Source organism: Mycobacterium sp. (assembly GCF_046095365.1).
Classification (GTDB): Bacteria; Actinomycetota; Actinomycetes; order Mycobacteriales; family Mycobacteriaceae; genus Mycobacterium.
In genome coordinates this window covers 1-16,908 of sequence record NZ_JBJTJF010000203.1, presented here as the reverse complement: position 1 = coordinate 16,908, position 16,908 = coordinate 1, and the positions used below count along the sequence as shown (strand labels likewise).

Here is a 16,908-nt window from a genome sequence, read left to right as displayed (position 1 = left end):
TAGGCTACCTACCAAGCACTTGCTTTGTCGGACTGGGGCCAGGTAGGAGCACCAATGAGCGGGCATCAGCTGACCACACCCGCGGTACTGGCCCGGATGGCCCTCGACCTGGCCGACCACCCCGCACTCGTCACCCCGCAGCGCAGTCTCACCTTCGCCGAGCTGCACGAGGAGGTGCGCCAGACCGCGGCCGCGATCGCCGGCCTGGGGGTCGGTCCGGGCGACCGGGTGGCGATCTGGTCGCCGAACACCTGGCACTGGGTGGTCGCCTGCCTGGCCGTGCACCACGCGGGCGCGGTTCTGGTTCCGCTCAACACCCGCTACACCGCCGAGGAGGCCGCCGACATCATCGGCCGGACCGGCGCTCCCCTGCTCATCGCAATGGGCCGGTTCCTCGGCACCGACCGCCCCGCCGACCTCGACCGTGCGGCGTTGCCGGCGCTGCGGCACGTCGTGCGGATACCGGTCGAGGACACCGGAGCCGCCGCCGATTCCTGGGAGGAGTTCCTCGCCGGGCCCCGGATTCCGCTCTCCGAGGTCGACGCCCGGGCGGCCGCGGTCCGGCCCGACGACGTCAGCGACATCCTGTTCACCTCCGGGACCACGGGGCGAAGCAAAGGCGTGCTCTGCGCGCACCGGCAGTCGCTGTCCGCGTCGGCGGCGTGGGCGGCCTGCGGCGAGGTCACCAGCGCCGACCGGTACCTGTGCATCAACCCGTTCTTCCACAACTTCGGATTCAAGGCCGGGATCCTGGCCTGTTTGCAGACCGGCGCCACCCTCGTCCCGCTGCTGACCTACGACCCCGAGGAGGCGATGCGCACCGTGCAGGAGCAGCGGATCACCGTGCTGCCCGGGCCGCCGACCATCTACCAGACCCTGCTGGACCACCCGGCGCGCGGCAGCTACGACCTCAGTTCGCTGCGCTTCGCGGTCACCGGCGCGGCCACCGTGCCGGTGGTGCTGATCGAGCGCATGCAGAGCGAACTCGACTTCCGCATCGTGCTGACCGCGTACGGCCTGACCGAGGCCAGCGGGTTCGGCACCATGTGCCGCCCGGACGACGACCCGGTCACGGTGGCCAATACATGCGGACGTCCCATCGCCGACTTCGAGTTGCGCATCGACCGACCGGATGCCACCGGCGCAGGCGAGGTCCTGTTGCGCGGACCCAACGTGATGCTGGAGTACCTCGACGACCCGGAGGCCACCGCCGAGGCCGTCGACCAGCAGGGCTGGCTGCACACCGGCGACATCGGAACCGTCGACGCGGCCGGGAACCTGCGCATAACCGACCGGCTCAAGGACATGTACATCTGCGGCGGATTCAACGTCTACCCCGCCGAGGTCGAACAGGCGCTGGCGCGCCTGGACGGGGTGGCAGACGTCGCGGTGATCGGCGTGCCTGACGAGCGCCTCGGTGAAGTGGGCCGGGCCTTCATCGTCCTCCGGCCCGGTCATGACATCGACGAGCAGACCGTGATCGACTACAGCCGGATGCATCTGGCGAATTTCAAGGCACCCCGGTCGGTGGTCTTCCGCGACGCCCTGCCGCGCAACGCCGGCGGCAAGGTGCTGAAGACGACGCTGCGCGAGACGGCCTGAGCGGCGGCACGATGGATCTGGACTACGACGAGGCCACCTGCGACTTCCGGGACGAGGTCCGGGACTTCCTGCGCGCGAACTCCGAGGCTTTCCCCACCGAGTCCTACGACACCGCAGAGGGTTTCGCCCAGCACCGTCGCTGGGACCGGGTGCTGTTCGACGCCGGGCTGTCGGTCATCACCTGGCCACGGAAGTACGGCGGACGCGACGCCACGCTGCTGCAGTGGGTGGTGTTCGAGGAGGAGTACTTCCGGGCCGGCGCGCCCGGCCGGGCAAGTGCCAACGGAACCTCGATGCTGGCCCCGACGCTGTTCTCGCACGGCACGTCCGAGCAGCTGGACCGGATCCTGCCGAGAATGGCCAGCGGGGAGGAGATCTGGGCGCAGGCCTGGTCCGAACCCGAGTCCGGCAGCGACCTGGCCTCGCTGCGCTCCACCGCCGTCCGGACCGACGGCGGCTGGCTGCTCAACGGCCAGAAGATCTGGAGCAGTCGTGCGGTCTTCGGCGACCGCGCCTTCGGGCTGTTCCGGTCGGACCCCGAAGCGCGGCGTCACCACGGCCTGACCTACCTGATGTTCGACCTCAGGGCCGACGGTGTGACGGTGCGCCCGATCGAACAACTCGGCGGGGCAACAGGTTTCGGGGAGATCTTCCTCGACGATGTCTTCGTCCCGGACGCCGATGTGATCGGCGGGGTGCACGAGGGCTGGCGGGCGGCGATGAGCACGGCGAGCAACGAACGCGGGATGTCGCTGCGCAGCCCGGCCCGCTTCGCCGCCCCGGCGGAGCGCTTGGTGCGGGAGTGGAGGGAACGCGGCCGCCAGCCGGCCCTGGCCGACCAGGTGGCCGACGCGTGGATCAAGGCGCAGGCCTACCGGCTGCACACCTTCGGAACGGTGACCCGGCTGGCCGAGGGCGGAGAACTCGGAGCCGAGTCGTCGGTGACGAAGGTGTTCTGGTCGGACCTCGACGTCGCCCTGCACCAGACCGCGCTGGACCTGTGCGGACCCGACGCCGAGCTCGCCGGAAACTGGAGCGACGGCCTGCTGTTCGCCCTCGGCGGCCCGATCTACGCCGGCACCAACGAGGTTCAGCGCAACATCATCGCCGAACGACTGCTCGGCCTGCCCCGGGAGGGCGCGTCGTGAAGTTCGCGCTGGACTCCGAACAGCGCGACTTCGCGTCCAGTGTCGACGCCGCACTGGGCGGCGCGGGCGTGCCGGCCGCGGTGCGGGCCTGGCAACGGGGCGACACCGGACCAGGCCGGGTGGTCTGGGCGCGACTGGCGGAACTGGGCGTCACCGCGCTGGCCGTCCCGGAACACTGCGGAGGCATCGGTGCGCATCCGGTGGATCTCGTCGTCGCGGTCGAACGGCTGGGCCGCTGGTGTGTGCCCGGCCCGGTCGCGGAATCCCTTGCGGTGGCGCCGGTCCTGCTGGCCGGAGACGACCGGGCAGCGGCGCTGGCCGCCGGCGAGGTGGTGGCAACGGTGGCGATGCCGCCCGAGGTCCCGCGCGCGCCCGACGCCGACTTCGCCGGCGTGGTGCTGCTGGCCGGCGAGGGCACGGTCTGCGACGCAGCACCGGGTATCGGGCACGAGTCGGTCGATCCGGCCCGCCGGCTGTTCGACCTCACGGCTTCACCAGACATCCGACCTGCCGATACCGCCCGGGCCTACGACTTCGGTGCCCTGGCGACGGCGGCGCAACTCCTCGGTGCCGGGCAGGCGATGCTGGACATGTCGGTGGCATATGCCAAGCAGCGCAGCCAGTTCGGCCGGCCGATCGGCAGCTACCAGGCCATCAAGCACAAGCTGGCGGACGTGCACGTCGCGCTGGAACTCACCCGGCCTCTGGTGTACGGGGCGGCACTCGCCTTGGCCGACCGCTCCCCCGACGCGGCCCGCGATGTCAGCGCCGCCAAATCCGCGGCCGGCGACGCCGCGCTACTGTCCGCGCGCGCGTCGCTGCAGACCCACGGGGCGATCGGGTACACCACCGAGCACGACCTGTCCCAGTTCCTGCTGAGGGTGCAGGCTCTGCGCTCGGCCTGGGGCGATCCGGCCACCCACAGACGCCGGGTCCTGAAAGCACTGGACGAGCGGACGGAGACCTGATGAGCGAGGAACGCCAACTCCTTCGGCAGAGTGTCGCCGCGCTGGTGGACAAGCACGCCCAGCCCGACGCGGTGCGCCGCGCGATGGACTCCGCGACGGGCTACGACGAGACGCTGTGGCAGATGCTGTGCGACGTGGGGGCTGCGGCTCTGGTGGTTCCCGAGGAGTTCGGCGGCGCCGGCGGTGAGCTGGCCGACGCCGCGGCGGTCCTGGAGGAACTGGGCCGCGCTCTGGTGCCGACCCCGCTGCTGGGTACGACGCTGGCCGAGCTGGCGCTGCTGGCCGCCGACCACCCGGATGCCGAAACCCTGGAGCGGTTGGCCGCGGGCGCGGCAGTCGGGACGGTGGTGTTCGACCGCGACTACGTGCTGTACGGCGACACCGCCGCCGTGGTGCTGGCAGCCGAGGACGGCCAGCTCGTGCGGTGGACCGAGGTGAGCGCCCAACCGTGCCACGCCATGGACCCCACGCGCCGGCTGGCCCGTGTCGCACCGCTGGGCGTCTGCGTGATCGGCGCCGATCCCGGTATCGCCGACACCGCTGCGATCCTGCTGGCGGCCGAGCAGATCGGCGCCGCGACCCGTTGTCTCGAGCTGACCGTGGAATACACCAAACAGCGCGTCCAGTTCGGCCGTCCGATCGGCAGCTTCCAGGCACTCAAACACCGGATGGCCGATCTGTACGTGGCCGTCGAGTCCGCGCGCGCCGTCGTCGCCGAAGCGGTGGCGGACCCGTCGGCGGTGTCGGCCGCACTGGCACGGCTGGCCGCCAGCGAGGCGTTCTGCACGGTCGCCGGGGAGGCCATCCAGTTGCACGGCGGCATCGCCATCACCTGGGAGCACGACATGCACCTGTACTTCAAGAGGGCCCACGGCAGCGCGCAGTTGCTCGGCGCTCCGCGCGACCAGCTTCGGCGGCTGGAACCGGAGGTCTTCTAGCGTGCTCTAGCCTGGACGGAGTGAGCGGTGAGATCGCGCGCAGGGCATTGATCCCGCCCTTCTACGTCATGGACGTCTGGCTGGCCGCCGCGGAGCGCCAGCGCACCCACGGCGACCTGGTGAATCTCTCGGCCGGTCAGCCCAGTGCCGGCGCTCCCGAGCCCGTACTCGCCGCCGCGGAGAGGGCGTTGCGCGCGGGGCCGCTGGGATACACCGTGGCACTGGGCATTCCGGAACTGCGTGAGGCGATCGCGAAGGACTACACCGACCGGTACGGACTCGATGTCGCCGTCGACGACGTCGTCCTCACGACCGGATCCTCAGGCGGTTTCCTGCTCACCTTCCTGGCCTGCTTCGACGCCGGCGACCGCGTCGCCATCGCCAGCCCCGGCTACCCCTGTTACCGGAACATCCTCTCCGCACTGGGTTGCGAGGTCGTGGAGATCGAGTGCGGGCCGGACACCCGTTTCCAGCCCACCGCGGGCATGCTGGCCGAACTGCACCCACCGGTCAAGGGGATCATCGTCGCCAGCCCCGCCAACCCCACCGGCACGGTGATCGCTCCGGACGAACTGGCCGCGATCGCGCGCTGGTGCGACGCCCAGGGAGTTCGCCTGATCAGCGACGAGGTCTACCACGGCCTGGTCTACCCCGGTTCGCCAGAGACTTCCTGCGCATGGCAGAGCTCGCGCAATGCCGTTGTGGTGAACAGCTTTTCGAAGTACTACGCGATGACCGGGTGGCGGCTGGGCTGGCTTCTGGTGCCGGAGGAACTACGCCGGGCGGTGGACTGCCTGACCGGCAACTTCACCATCTGTCCGCCGGTGCCGGCTCAGCGCGCGGCGATCGCGGCGTTCACACCTGAGGCCGTGGCCGAGGCTCGGGGTCATCTGAGCCACTACGCGGCCAACCGGGAGACGCTGATCTCCGGACTGCGCCAGCTGGGCATCACCCGGTTGGCGCCGGCCGATGGCGCGTTCTACGTCTACGCCGACGTCTCCGACTTCACGTCGGACTCGCTGCGCTTCTGCGAGCGGCTGCTGGCCGACACCGGGGTGGCGATCGCGCCGGGTATCGACTTCGACACCATGTGGGGCACCTCGTTCGTCCGGCTGTCGTTCGCCGGTCCGTCCGCCGACATCGACGAGGCGCTGCGCCGACTGGGGCCCTGGCTGACCCGGCAGGCGTGATCGGTGACGAGGGCGGGGGGTCAGCGGGCCGCGTCGGCGGCGTCGAGGCTCGCCAACTCAACGCCCCGGGTCTCCCGGGTGAATGCCAGCGCGCACAGCGTGATGGCGGCGGCGCCGGCCAGGTACAGCGCGATCGGCACCGAGGACTTGTAGGTCTGTAGCAGCTTGACCGCGATGATCGGGGCCAGTGAGCCGGCGAAGATGGCGGTGACCTGATAACCCAGGGAGACACCCGAGTACCGCATCCGGGTGGGGAACATCTCGGCCAGCAGGGCCGGCTGCGGGGCGAACATGAGTCCGTGCGACACCAGGCCGAGCACGACCGCCGCGATGATCAGCGGGTAGCGCCCGGTGTCCATCATCGGGAAGGCGTAGAAACCCCACGCGGCAGCGCCGAGCGCACCGATCAGGTAGACCGGCCTGCGGCCGAACCGGTCGGCGGCCCGGCCGGCCTGCGGGATGACGGCGAAGTGCACGGCGTGCGCGATCAGCAGCCACCACAGGATGTGGGCGGTGTCGGCTTTCACCTGGGTCTTGAGGTAGGTGATCGAGAACGTCACCACCAGGTAGTAGAGGATGTTCTCCACCACCCGCAGCCCCATCGCGGTGAAAACGCCACGGGGATAACGCCTTATCACCTCGACCACGCCGAAGGAGCGATCCTTGAACCGCTGTGCTTCCTGCTGGGCAGCGACGAAGATCGGGGCGTCGGTGACCTTGGTCCGGATGTAATAGCCGACCAGCACCACCACAGCCGAAAGCCAGAAGGCGATCCGCCATCCCCACGACAGGAAGGCCGCTTCGGGCAGGGTCGTCGTCAGTGTCAACAGCACCACGGTGGCCAAGGCGTTGCCGACCGGAACCGCGGCCTGCGGCCAGCTGGCCCAGAAGCCGCGCCCGTCGGCCGGGCTGTGCTCGGCGACCAGCAGGATGGCCCCGCCCCACTCACCGCCGACGGCGAAGCCCTGGATGAACCGCAGGATCACCAGCATCGCGGGCGCGAGATAGCCGATCTGGGCGAACGTCGGCAGGCATCCCATCAGGAAGGTCGCGGCGCCGACCAGCAGCAGACTGAACTGCAGCAGTTTCTTGCGGCCGTGCCTGTCGCCGAAGTGTCCGAACACCACGCCGCCGAGCGGACGTGCCGCGAAGCCGACCGCGTAGGTGACGAACGCGGCGAGGATGGCGTCGAGGTCGCTGGTGCCCTTGGCGAAGAACACCTTGTTGAACACCAGGGTGGCGGCAGTGCCGTAGAGGAAGAATTCGTACCACTCCACCACCGTGCCCGCCATCGAGGCGGCCACCACCCGCCGCAGTCGAGGCCCGCTCTCAGTGGCCGCCACGACGTCTCCCATAGCCGAATCTCCTCCAAACTGCTGCGTTGACATTGTCCATCAGCACTGCGGGCCGGGTAAGCGCCCGGCCTCAGCCGGCATTCAACAGCGACCCAACCTCCAGAAGGGCCAGTTCGCTGTCGTCCCCGAGCTGCGGGTCCCGGCCCCGTGTGCGGGACAGATTGTTGTCATTACCCACCACGATGTGGAGATCGTCGACCTGTGCGACGGTCTCCACAGTCGCGAACGGCATAGCGAACGACCCATTGTTAAGCGGCTTGCGCGCCAGGGCCCCCGGGTCGGCGATGGACATGAGGTCGACGTACCCGATCTTGGGCACCGCCAGCCCGGCGTGATCTTCGTCCATCCGGATCTTGTACACCCGCTTGAACGCCGCCTGGGCTCCCTCGTAGTCATCCCGCTCGATGACCAGAGCAGAGGTGGCGTCGATCAAGGAGAAATCACCGACCGCATTCCGCGGGTGCTCGAGAAGATACTTCCAATACCGGCCGGTCCAGCTCTCGGCCTGGACATCGAACTCAAGAATACGGACGTACGGCCTGCCGTCCTCGGACTCGACGGGCCCGGTGGTCCGTTCCGACAACGGTCCCTCCAGCATGGCGTACAACTTCGATTCATCGGGCGAGACGGCCAGTCCCTCGAATCCTTTCGAGGTCGCCACGTGTAGAGAGCCGGCCGCGCCCCGGGCACTCGGGCTGTCCGGCGAGACAACGCGCTTACCGCCGGCCCATGTCTCATGGACCGCGACAACATGGCCGCGGCGGTCGAGCTTAATCAGGTAGGGGCCGAATTCCTCGGCGATCCAGATGGATCCGCGTGCAAATTGCATGCTCTCCGGATCGAAGTCTGCTCCGGTCAGATACCGCGGCTCTGTACCTGCGGTGACAATCCGAAACGGGACCTCAGCTGAGGGGTCGCTGATGAAGACTGTCTCCAGCCGGACGAACGATCCGCTGTCGAAGTCGACGCGGTAACGGGTCAGGTACAACATGAAGTCAGCTGAGTTTGAGCGCAGGCCCGCACCGTTGTCCGTCAGCATCCAATATGTGCCGTCGGGAGCCCGGGTGATGCCGGAGTGCCCGTGCAACGGCTGTCCGTCGAACGCCGGGGCCTCGCCTGTTCCCCCGGAATCCGCCAGCCAGCGACCACTCGAGTGAAGGCTGACCGGCGCGTCAGCAGGGGGGTCGATCAGCGGCAGGGCCGGCATAACGGCGTGACCGGCCAGGGTCGCCTGATACCGGCGCGGGTCCGCCGTATTCGGAGCGCAAGCGAGCGCCAGCAACAGGAGCATTGCGGACAGACAAACCCCGCGGTGCTGCACTTTTCACCTCCCAGGGGACTTTTCACCTCCCAGGAGACACGGTAGCGCCCCCTACCACGACAGGGCCCTTGCCTTCGGGCGACAATCCTGCTGCAGTCAGGGGCATGCCATTTCTGGACCACGAGACCGGCGGCCTCTACTACCGGCACTGGGCTGCCGTCGGGCCCCGGGCGGCGGTGGTGTTCCTGCACGGGTTCGGTGAGCACACCGGCCTCTACCACCGTTACGGCTTCGCCCTCAATGCCGCCGGGATCGACCTGTGGGCCGTCGACCTTCCCGGACACGGACTCTCACCGGGCGAACGGGGGCAATTCGGAACGCTGGAGGACAGCTCCGCGTTGGCCGCATGCCTCGCCGGACTGGCTGCGGATCAGACGCCCGGCATTCCCCTTGTGGCGCAGGGACATTCCTACGGGGCGGTGGTGACGCTGTTCGCCCTTCTCCAGAGTCCCGACAGGTATCGGGCGGGCGTGGTTTCCGGCGCACCGCTGGTTCCGGTCAAGGACCTGGTGGATCTCAACACCGCGATGAACCTGGACACCCGCGGACTGACGAGTGACCCGTTCTACCTGGATTGCATCGAGAACGATCCACTCGCATTCACCAGCGCCGACGGCAGGGCCCTGACCCGCGAACTGGATCGCGCCTGGGACCGCTTCGGCGCCGAACTGCCGAAGCTGACGGTGCCGACGCTGGCCGTGCACGGCGAGATCGACCCGATCGCCGCACCGGGGGCGGTCCGCGCCTACGCCGAGCAGATCCCGGCGCTGAGCTACCGGGAGTTCCCCGGCACCCGCCACGACGTGCTCAACGACGTCACCCACCGCGAAGTGGCCGCCGCGATCATCGGGTTCATCGACGGGCGGGTCGCACCGGCCGTCTAGAGCCAGGTGTCCGGTGTGGTGGCGGTGAGAAAGGCCTCGAGGTCGTCCCGCCACTGGGCCGGGGTGGTCTTGTCGGGCTCGATCCCGGTGTACTCACCCCGGTAGAACAGCAGCGGCCGGGGTTTGACTGCCGGCACCTCCGAGAGCGCCTCGACGGCCCCGAACACCACGTAGTGATCCCCGCCGTCGTGCACCGAGTGCACCGTGCAGTCGATGTGCGCCAGTGATCCGTCGATCACCGGGGAGCCCAGTGGCGAGAGGTGCCAGTCCAGGCCGGTGAACTTGTCGGCGTCACGGGAGCCGAACCGGGCGCAGATCTCGCGTTGCCTTTCGGTGAGAACGTTCACGCAGAATTTCCCACTTGCCTCGATCGCCTTCCAGGACCGGGAGATCTTGGTGGGGCAGAACAGCACAAGCGGCGGGTCCAGCGAGAGCGCGGCGAAGGACTGGCATGCGAAGCCGTTGGGGACATCGTCGTGCATCGTGGTGATGATGGTGATGCCGGTGCAGAACTGTCCGAGCGCCTGACGGAACGCGCGTGGGTCGATAGGTTCGGCCATCGGCTAGGCGTTGCCGTGCGAGCCGATGCTGAAGTCATGACCCCACAGGCTCACCGCGGTGCTCTCCCGGGCGATCCAGTCCCCGTCGTCGACTTGCATGCCCTCGCAACCGAACTCGACGTCGAATCCACCAGGTGTCTTCATGTAGAACGACAGCATCTTGTCGTTGACGTGGCGCCCGAGCGTCGCCGACATCGGGACCTTGCGCCGCAGGGCGCGGTCCAGGCACAACCCGACGTCGTCGCTGTTCTCCACCTCGACCATGAGGTGCACGATCCCGCTCGGGGTGGGCATCGGCAGAAAGGCGAGGCTGTGGTGTCGCGGGTTGCAGCCGAAGAAGCGCAGCCAGGCCGGCGGTCCGTCGGCTGGGCGACCGACCAGTTGCGGAGGAAGCCGCATGGAGTCGCGCAGAGTGAAACCCAGGACGTCGCGGTAGAAGTGCAACGCCTCGGCGTCGTCGCGGGTGGACAGCACGACATGTCCGAGGCCCTGCTCGGCGGTGACGAACCTGTGCCCGTACGGGCTCACCACGCGCCGGTGTTCGAGCGCGGCGCCGCAGAAGACCTCCAGGCGGTTGCCGGACGGGTCGCAGAAGGTGATGAGCTCGTCCACGCGCCGGTCGGCGAGCTGGGCGGCGGTTGCCTCCTTGTAGGGCACACCCTCGACGTCAAGCGCGTTGCGGATGCTCTGCAGGCCCTCGGCGTTGGCGCACTCCCAGCCCGCCTCGGAGAGCCGGTCGTGTTCGCCGGGAACGATCACCAGCCGGGCCGGGAAGTCGTCCATGCGCAGATAGAGCGCACCATCGACGGTGCCCTTGCCCTCCACCATGCCGAGCACCTTCAGGGCGTACTCGCGCCAGGCCGGAACGTCGGTGGACTCGATCCGCAGATATCCCAGCGAACGGATGGGGCTGCTCGTCACGCGCCGCCTCCCAGAAAGTCGATGGCAAGTTTGTTGAACTCGTCGAACTTCTCCAGCTGGGCCCAGTGGCCGCACTGACCGAACACGTGGAGTTGCACCCGGGGAATCGTCTTGAGCGCCACCAGCGCACCGTCGAGAGGATTGACCCGGTCCTCACGCCCCCAGATGAGCAGGACCGGCTGGCGCAACTTGTAGGCGTCGCGCCACATCATCCCGAGTTCGAAATCGGCTCCGGCGAAGGACTTGCCCATCGCCCGCGCCGCGGCCAGCGACTCCGGCTCGCTTGCTATGGCGAAGCGCTCGTCGACGAGTTCGGGGGTGATCAGCTTCTGGTCGTAGACCATGATCCGCAGAAAGCGCTCCAGGTTCTCCCGGGTCGGATCGACGGCGAACCGGCCCAGCAGTTTGACGCCCTCGGTGGGGTCGGGCGCGAACAGGTTGACGCTCAGCCCGCCCGGACCCATCAGCACCAGTCGGCCGGCCCGGCCCGGGTGGTCCAGCGCCAAGCGCACGGCGGTGCCGCCGCCGAGCGAATTGCCCACCAGCGCAGCGCGTTCGATGCCGAGGTGGTCGAACAGCGCCAGCACCGCCTCGGCGCTGTACCGGTTGTACTGCTCGTGCTCGGCGTGCTTGTCTGAATGGCCGTAGCCGGGCTGGTCCACGGCGATGACGTGGAAATGCCGCGCCAGCACCGCGATGTTGCGGCCGAAGTTCGACCAACTCGACGCTCCCGGCCCGCCTCCGTGCAGCAGCACCACCGTCTGGTCACGACCTTCGCCGGCCTGGTGGTAGTGCAGTCGGATGTCGCGGCCGCCGGAATGCACCCGGGCGTACCGGGACGTCGACTCGAACGTGATGTCCTGCTGGGACTCCGCTTCGCGGATGAACGATGTCATCGGGCCGACCAGACCCCCTAGACCATCGTGTCGCCGAGCGGCAACCCGAATTCCTGGTTCCCGTACATCACGTAGGCGCGCTCGGCGTCGTTGGCCGCATGCACCCGCCCGGCGTGCGCGTCGCGCCAGAAGCGCTGCAGCGCCTGGTCGTTGTTGAGCGCGGTCGCACCGGCCGCCTCGAACAGCCGGTCGATCGAGGCGATGGCCCGGGCGGTCGCGCGGACCTGGTCGCGGCGGGCGCGGGCCCGAAGCTCCATCGGAACCTCCCTGCCCTCGCAGAGCAACGTGTACTCCTCGCCCAGGTTTCCGCTGAGCTGGCGCCAGGCGGCGTCGATGTCGCTGGCCGCCTCGGCGATGCGGATCTTCGCGAAGGGGTCGTCCTTGGCCTTCTCGCCGGCGAAGGCAGCCCGGACCCGCTTGCCCTGGTGCTCGACGTGGGCGTGGTAGGCACCGTAGGCCATTCCCACGATGGGCGTGGAGATCGTCGTGGGATGCATTGTGCCCCAGGGCATCCGGTATACCGGGGCCGTATTGGTCTTCAGCCCGCCGGCCGACCCGTCGTTCATGGCGCGGTAGGAGAGGAACCGGTGCCGGGGCACGAACACGTCTTTGACGATCAGGGTGTTGCTGCCGGTGCCCTTGAGGCCCACCACGTGCCAGTAGTCGCGGATCTGATAGTCGCCGAGCGGCATCAGGAAGCTGCCGAAGTCCACCGGGCGGCCGTCCTTGATGACCGGGCCGCCGACGAAGGTCCAGTTGGCGTGGTCGCAGCCCGACGACCACAGCCAGGTCCCGTTGACGAGGTAGCCGCCGTCGACGACCATCCCCGCGCCCATCGGCGCGTAGGACGAGGACACCCGGACGGTCGGGTCGTCGGCCCAGACGTCCTCCTGGGCCTGCTGGTCGAACTGGGCCAGGTGCCAGTTGTGCACACCGAGGATGCCCCCGGCCCACCCGGTGGACCCGCAGGCGCTGGCGATCCGGCGAACCGCCTCGAAGAACACGGTCGGATCACACTGCAGTCCGCCCCACTGCTCGGGCTGGAGCAGTTTGAAGAACCCGGCCTCGTCGAGTTCGGCGATGTTCGCGTCGGGCAGGCGGCGTAGTTCCTCGGTCTCCGGGGCCCGCTCGTGCAGCCGCGGGAGAAGGTCGTCGATGGCCGCCAGGACAGTCTGCGCGTCGCGCTGCTCAATGGACGTCACTGCATAGCCTCCCAGTGTGCGTTGCTGCACCTCAGACTAGAACACGTTACGATTTGTGTCGAGTGTTCCGAACCCGTAGCTGGTCGTTCATTGTATTGTCATTTCTATAACGTGTTCTAATTATTCCGGAAGGACTGATCGCCTCTCGTGACGACCGCCGACGGTCCGGCCAGTGTCGTGGTGCACCTGGACGGGCAGACCCACACCGTGTCGTGGCCCCGTGATGGCAAGTTGCTCGACGTCCTGCTCGACGAGGGCATCGAGGCGCCGTACTCCTGCCGGGAGGGCCATTGCGGCGCCTGCGCGACGACGCTGGTCACCGGTGAGGTCGAGATGGAGGTCAACGACGTCCTCGAGCCCGCCGACCTGGCCGAGGGTCTGATCCTGGCCTGCCAGTCCCGGCCGCTGTCGGACTCACTCGAGGTGACATACGACGACTAGCGACCGGCGCTTGATCGTCGCCATCGTCATCGTCGCCATCGTCCTCCGCGCACCCGACGGGATCAGCGCGGCAGTCCGAGCAGGCGCTCGGCGGCCAGGTTGAGCAGGATCTGCTCGGTTCCGCCGGCGATCGACAGGCACCGGGTGTTCAGGAAGCTCTGCACCGCCTCGTTGCCGACGATGCCGGCGCCGGGCGACAACTCCATGCGGAACTCCTCGAGCGCCTGGCGGTAGCGCACGCCGATCAGCTTGCGGGCGCTGGCTTCCGCGCCGGTGTCCTGGCCCGACACCGCGAGTTGGGCGATCCGGTGGTCGAGCAGCGACCCCACCTGTGCGGCCAGCAGCAACTCTCCCAGGCGGTCGGTCAGCGCCGGGTCCATCGGCCGCTCGGCGATGTCCCGCAGCATCTGTTCCATCGGGTTTCCGAGCGCGGTGCCATGCGCCATGGCGACCCGCTCGCTGGCCAGCGTGCCCCGGGCCAGCCGCCAGCCGTCGTTGACCGCCCCCACCACCAGGTCGTCGGGCACGAACACGTCGTCGAAGAACACCTCGTTGAACAGGTCGTCACCGGTGATCTCCCGCAACGGGCGGATGTCGATGCCCGGCGAGCGCATGTCGACCAGGAAGTAGGTGATGCCCTTGTGCTTCGGTGCGCCCGGGTCCGTCCTGGCCAGGCACACCCCCCAGTCGGCCTTGTGGGCGGCCGACGTCCACACCTTCTGGCCGTTGAGCCGCCAACCCCCCTCCGCGCGTTCGGCTTTCGTCCGCAATGCCGCCAGGTCCGATCCCGCGCCGGGCTCACTGAAGAGCTGACACCAGACGATCTCACCGCGCAGAGTGGCGGGCACGAATCGCTCGATCTGTGCAGTCGTGCCGGCATCCAGGATGGTCGGCACCGCCCACCACCCGATCACGAGATCGGGGCGCTGTACCCCGGCCTGAGTCAACTCCGCGTCGATGAGCAGCTGCTCGGCCGGCGAGGCCGCCCGGCCATACGGCCTGGGCCAGTGCGGCGCGAGCAGTCCCGAGTCGGCGAGGGCCTGCTGGCGGTTCTGCACCGGCAGCGCGGCCACTGCGGCGACAGCAGCGCTGATCTCCGGACGCAGATGCGCCACCGAATCAAGGTCGATGTGCAGGTCCCGCCGCAGACCGCCGGCGGTCAGCGCGGCAACCCGCCGCAGCCAGCGGGTCCGGCCACCGAGGAACTGGGCGATACCGTAGGCCCTGCGCAGGAACAGGTGTGCGTCGTGCTCCCAGGTGATGCCGATCCCGCCGAGCACCTGGATGCAGTCCTTGGCGTTGCCCGTCGCGGCCGTGATGCCGCCGGCCGCCGCGACGGCCGCGGCGATGGAAAGCTGATCGTCGCCGTCGCCCCCGGCGGCAGTCGCCGCGTCCGCCGCGGCGACCGCGATCTGCTGCGATCGCAGCAGCATCTCCGCGCACAGATGCTTGACGGCCTGAAAGCTGCCGATCGGCCTGCCGAACTGCTCTCGTACCTTGGCGTAGTCCGCAGCGGTGTCCAGCGTCCAGCCGGCGACCCCGGCGGCTTCGGCGGCCAGCACCGTGGCGACCAGATCGGCGAACCGCGATCGGCCGACGGCCAGTCGAAGGGCGGCAGCCTGCCGAAGAGTCACCCGGGCCAGCGGCCGGGAGAAGTCCGCCGCGGCCAGCGGTTCGACGGTGACACCCGGCGCCGCCGAGTCGACGAGGACGACATGCTCGCCGGCCGGCAGCAGCAGCACCCCGCGACCATCGGCGCCAAGCACGTAATCGGCCACCCCGGACAACCCGCCCGCATCCTCGGTGAGATCGGCATCCAGTGCCATCCCGGCCGTCAGTTCCCCCGATGAGATCGCCTGCAGCACAGTCGGATCAGCAATGACCAGGGTTGCCAGCGCGGTGCTGGCGACCGGGCCGGGGACCAACGCGCGCGCGGCCTCCTCGACCATCGCGCAGAGATCCTCCACCGAGCCGCCCGCCCCGCCGCAATCCTCGTCCACGGCGACCCCGAACAGCCCCAGCTCGGCGACTCCGTCGTACACCGGCCGCCACGCGTCCACGTCGCCGCCTTCGATCGCGCGCACCGCGGCCGAGGCGCCGGCACCCGCCGACCAGCTGCGGACCAGATCCCGGGCTGCGAAGCGCTCGTCGGTGATGGGGGCTGCCACCCGGGGCTCCTCAAGTCGGCGGAGTTGAACTTCTTACATTCCGAGGCACACTAGAACGTGTTCTAATAGTGCCAGCGATGCACCGTCAAGTCGACAGCGCTCGCCCCGCGGAGAAGGAGCTCACACCAGTGTCGTCGCCTTCGCAGAAGCCGTCGGCCGCCGGCGCCGGGTCCCAGCCGCGCGAGGTGATGCCGGTTTCCGTGCTGGCCGAGTCGGAGTTGGGCTCGGAAGCACAGCGGGAGCGACGCAAGCGCATCCTCGACGCCACGCTGGCGATCGCCTCCAAGGGCGGCTACGAGGCCGTTCAGATGCGCGCGGTCGCCGACCGTGCCGACGTCGCGGTGGGCACGCTCTACCGGTACTTCCCCTCCAAGGTTCACCTGCTGGTCTCCGCCCTGGGCCGGGAATTCGAGCGCATCGACTCCAAGACCGACCGCCCGGCCGGTGCCGGCGGAACCCCCTACCAGCGGCTGAATTTCATGGTCAGCAAGCTCAATCGGGCCATGCAGCGCAACCCGTTGCTGACCGAGGCGATGACCCGCGCCTACGTCTTCGCCGACGCCTCGGCGGCGGGCGAGGTGGACCACGTGGAGAAGATCATCGACAGCATGTTCGCCCGCGCGATGGCCGACGGCGATCCGACCGAGGACCAGTACCACATCGCGCGGGTCATCTCCGATGTCTGGCTGTCCAACCTGCTGGCGTGGCTGACCCGGCGTGCGTCGGCCAACGACGTCAGCAAGCGACTCGACCTCGCAGTGCGCCTGCTGATCGGCGACGACGTCCGCGCCTAGAACAACCGAACCGACCCTGCCGCGCCCCGGCTTCGGCTACTATTGGAAACGGTTTTCGTTATCGTCGGAGGGCTTCGGTGCGCAGGGCAGGGACGTCGGCCGCGCGTGCCGTCGCGGCGGTGGTGGCGGTGCTGGTCGCCGTCTTCGCCCTGGCCGGGTGTTCGGGCGGTTCTCCGCAGCGCGGCGCGCGGACCGGACCGCCGTCGGTGGTCGCCTCCACCGACGTCTGGGGCAGCATCGCGAAGGCCGTGGCCGGCGATGACGCCACGGTCACGTCGATCATCACCAGTGGTTCGGCCGACCCGCACTCCTTCGAGGCCAGTCCCTCGGACGCGGCGAAGATCGCCGACGCCTCGATCGTGGTGTTCAACGGCGGCGGCTACGACCCGTGGGTGCAGGCCGTGCTGGACAACCATCCCGAGGTGCCGGCCGTCGACGCCTACTCGCTGCTCGACGCCGCGGCGGTCGGTGAGCCTGCGCCGGCCAACGAGCACGTCTTCTACGACCTCGGCACCGCCGG

General features: G+C 69.0%; 15 protein-coding genes and 1 pseudogene. 9 read left to right on the top strand and 7 right to left on the bottom strand.

The genetic code is table 11. The features are described 5' to 3' along the window. Positions 1-54: 54 nt before the first annotated feature. The 5 genes from fadD3 to ACKOQ4_RS15690 all read left to right on the top strand — a co-directional run bounded on the left by fadD3 (position 55) and on the right by ACKOQ4_RS15690 (position 5,846). Entirely contained in the window at positions 55-1,602 is a 1,548-nt protein-coding gene (gene fadD3 / locus ACKOQ4_RS15710) for a 3-((3aS,4S,7aS)-7a-methyl-1,5-dioxo-octahydro-1H-inden-4-yl)propanoate--CoA ligase FadD3 (protein ID WP_526293476.1), read from the top strand. A gap of 11 nt (positions 1,603-1,613) precedes the next feature. Continuing rightward, positions 1,614-2,750: an acyl-CoA dehydrogenase family protein gene (locus ACKOQ4_RS15705; RefSeq protein WP_526293474.1), complete on the top strand. Its 1,137-nt coding sequence runs from the start codon at positions 1,614-1,616 to the stop codon at positions 2,748-2,750. Next, the gene (locus ACKOQ4_RS15700) at positions 2,747-3,718 is read left to right on the top strand and encodes an acyl-CoA dehydrogenase family protein (protein ID WP_526293472.1); all 972 of its coding nucleotides are present in this window, start codon (positions 2,747-2,749) and stop codon (positions 3,716-3,718) included. The genes ACKOQ4_RS15705 and ACKOQ4_RS15700 overlap by 4 nt, the downstream gene beginning before the upstream one ends. Continuing rightward, a complete protein-coding gene (gene ipdE2, locus ACKOQ4_RS15695; protein WP_526293470.1) occupies positions 3,718-4,656 on the top strand; it encodes an acyl-CoA dehydrogenase IpdE2 in 939 nt (312 codons plus the stop codon). Before ACKOQ4_RS15700 ends, ipdE2 begins: the two co-directional genes overlap by 1 nt. Positions 4,657-4,724: 68 nt before the next feature. Further along, complete coding sequence (locus ACKOQ4_RS15690) at positions 4,725-5,846, top strand: pyridoxal phosphate-dependent aminotransferase (protein ID WP_526293571.1); 1,122 nt, start codon at positions 4,725-4,727, stop codon at positions 5,844-5,846. A gap of 20 nt (positions 5,847-5,866) precedes the next feature. Here the strand turns inward: ACKOQ4_RS15690 and ACKOQ4_RS15685 are convergent, their stop codons facing one another. After that, positions 5,867-7,201 (bottom strand): MFS transporter, encoded by a 1,335-nt coding sequence (locus ACKOQ4_RS15685; protein WP_526293468.1) that lies wholly within the window; start codon positions 7,199-7,201, stop codon positions 5,867-5,869. Positions 7,202-7,271: 70 nt separating this feature from the next. Next, the gene (locus tag ACKOQ4_RS15680) at positions 7,272-8,492 is read right to left on the bottom strand and encodes an esterase-like activity of phytase family protein (protein WP_526293466.1); all 1,221 of its coding nucleotides are present in this window, start codon (positions 8,490-8,492) and stop codon (positions 7,272-7,274) included. Positions 8,493-8,626: 134 nt separating this feature from the next. On the opposite strand from ACKOQ4_RS15680, the gene ACKOQ4_RS15675 reads away from it, so the two are divergent. Then, positions 8,627-9,406, top strand: coding sequence for an alpha/beta hydrolase (locus tag ACKOQ4_RS15675; RefSeq protein ID WP_526293464.1), 780 nt, complete (start codon positions 8,627-8,629; stop codon positions 9,404-9,406). Here the strand turns inward: ACKOQ4_RS15675 and hsaB are convergent. The 4 genes from hsaB to hsaA are packed head-to-tail and all read right to left on the bottom strand — an operon-like array spanning position 9,403 to position 12,985. Beyond that, positions 9,403-9,966 (bottom strand): 3-hydroxy-9,10-secoandrosta-1,3,5(10)-triene-9,17-dione monooxygenase reductase subunit, encoded by a 564-nt coding sequence (gene hsaB, locus ACKOQ4_RS15670; RefSeq protein ID WP_526293462.1) that lies wholly within the window; start codon positions 9,964-9,966, stop codon positions 9,403-9,405. The two genes, ACKOQ4_RS15675 and hsaB, sit on opposite strands and share 4 nt — an antisense overlap. A 3-nt stretch (positions 9,967-9,969) precedes the next feature. Continuing rightward, positions 9,970-10,872, bottom strand: coding sequence for an iron-dependent extradiol dioxygenase HsaC (gene hsaC, locus ACKOQ4_RS15665; protein WP_526293570.1), 903 nt, complete (start codon positions 10,870-10,872; stop codon positions 9,970-9,972). 11 nt (positions 10,873-10,883) lie between these two features. Continuing rightward, positions 10,884-11,783 (bottom strand): 4,5:9,10-diseco-3-hydroxy-5,9,17-trioxoandrosta-1(10),2-diene-4-oate hydrolase, encoded by a 900-nt coding sequence (hsaD, locus tag ACKOQ4_RS15660; RefSeq protein ID WP_526293460.1) that lies wholly within the window; start codon positions 11,781-11,783, stop codon positions 10,884-10,886. 17 nt (positions 11,784-11,800) lie between these two features. Then, entirely contained in the window at positions 11,801-12,985 is a 1,185-nt protein-coding gene (gene hsaA / locus ACKOQ4_RS15655) for a 3-hydroxy-9,10-secoandrosta-1,3,5(10)-triene-9,17-dione monooxygenase oxygenase subunit (RefSeq protein ID WP_526293458.1), read from the bottom strand. A gap of 153 nt (positions 12,986-13,138) precedes the next feature. Between hsaA and ACKOQ4_RS15650 the strand changes: the two are divergent. Then, a pseudogene (locus tag ACKOQ4_RS15650) lies at positions 13,139-13,426 on the top strand (2Fe-2S iron-sulfur cluster-binding protein); the annotation flags it as partial. A gap of 62 nt (positions 13,427-13,488) precedes the next feature. On the opposite strand, the gene ACKOQ4_RS15645 reads toward ACKOQ4_RS15650, so the two are convergent. Further along, on the bottom strand, positions 13,489-15,594 hold the full coding sequence (locus ACKOQ4_RS15645) for an acyl-CoA dehydrogenase family protein (RefSeq protein ID WP_526293456.1): 2,106 nt from the start codon (positions 15,592-15,594) through the stop codon (positions 13,489-13,491). A 188-nt stretch (positions 15,595-15,782) separates the two neighbouring features. Between ACKOQ4_RS15645 and kstR the strand changes: the two genes are divergently transcribed. Both kstR and ACKOQ4_RS15635 read left to right on the top strand, forming a co-directional pair. Then, positions 15,783-16,388, top strand: a complete 606-nt coding sequence (kstR, locus tag ACKOQ4_RS15640) for a cholesterol catabolism transcriptional regulator KstR (RefSeq protein WP_526293569.1) — start codon at positions 15,783-15,785, stop codon at positions 16,386-16,388. 77 nt (positions 16,389-16,465) lie between these two features. Next, positions 16,466-16,908: metal ABC transporter solute-binding protein, Zn/Mn family (locus ACKOQ4_RS15635; protein WP_526293454.1), on the top strand; the 443-nt coding region annotated here is incomplete at its 3' end.